Origin of the sequence: Grimontia marina (assembly GCF_900060185.1) — a bacterium.
GTDB lineage: Bacteria > Pseudomonadota > Gammaproteobacteria > Enterobacterales > Vibrionaceae > Enterovibrio > Enterovibrio marinus.
The window spans coordinates 1-788 of the sequence record NZ_FIZY01000206.1 but is presented as its reverse complement, the minus strand read 5'-3'; the positions used below and the strand labels follow the sequence as shown (position 1 = coordinate 788).

Annotated in this window: 1 protein-coding gene; it reads left to right on the top strand. The window is 39.0% G+C overall.

Going from position 1 to position 788, the window contains the following annotated elements; all coding sequences use genetic code 11:
- Positions 1 to 49: 49 nt before the first annotated feature.
- A partial coding sequence (locus GMA8713_RS26015; protein ID WP_157515810.1) for a hypothetical protein occupies positions 50 to 788 on the top strand: 739 nt, incomplete at its 3' end.

Sequence of the window (788 nt, the reverse complement as noted above, 5' to 3'; positions counted from 1 at the left end):
AATCACATCTACCTCAGAAAAGTGTTCACTGAATGTTGACTGGTCAACAATGAACACATTCCAACAAGAACGAGTCATTAAAAAATCAACGGAGACAGGCGAAACCACAGACATAGGTGAGTGTTACAATATTGGGCAAGCGAATAAGATTGAAAAAGATTATTCGGCCACTTGTAATATTCAGATCAACGGACTTCAAAGCTACGCCAAAGGCTTTATCTATTACAGTTATGTCGATGGTAATCGTGTTAACTTGACAGGTTGTCGTTATGAATCAGAAGAAGCGGAACCTCTACTGATTAAACACGATTTTGATGCGTGTAACCTCGGTTTTGCTGAAACCAATCTTGCCGAAAACAAGTATTACCCTGCGGCGGTGAAATACTCCATTATCAACGGTGAACGTTATAACTTAACGGAATGTGAAGTAATAGCGACTGCGCCCCAACCGCTGACTACTCGAATAGAGTCTTGTGATATTACGCATTCAATCGAAGAAATGACGTCATTCACTATGCAGCGTGTGGACGTTTACGATCCACAAGATAAAGAACTGCTCAAAAAGGGAGAGTGTCAGCGTCATATTAGTTTTCCGATTTTGAAAGACTATGAGGCGGGGTGTTCAATTCAATTTAATGAGGATGGCTCATTTATTAAAGGGTTCAAATATTACTCAACCATCAATAACAAACGTTATGATATTTCATCGTGTGAATACGATGAAAGCGAACTGAAACAAGCGAATATTTTAAAAGATTTTGATGCTTGTTCTTTAAATTACGCCAAGG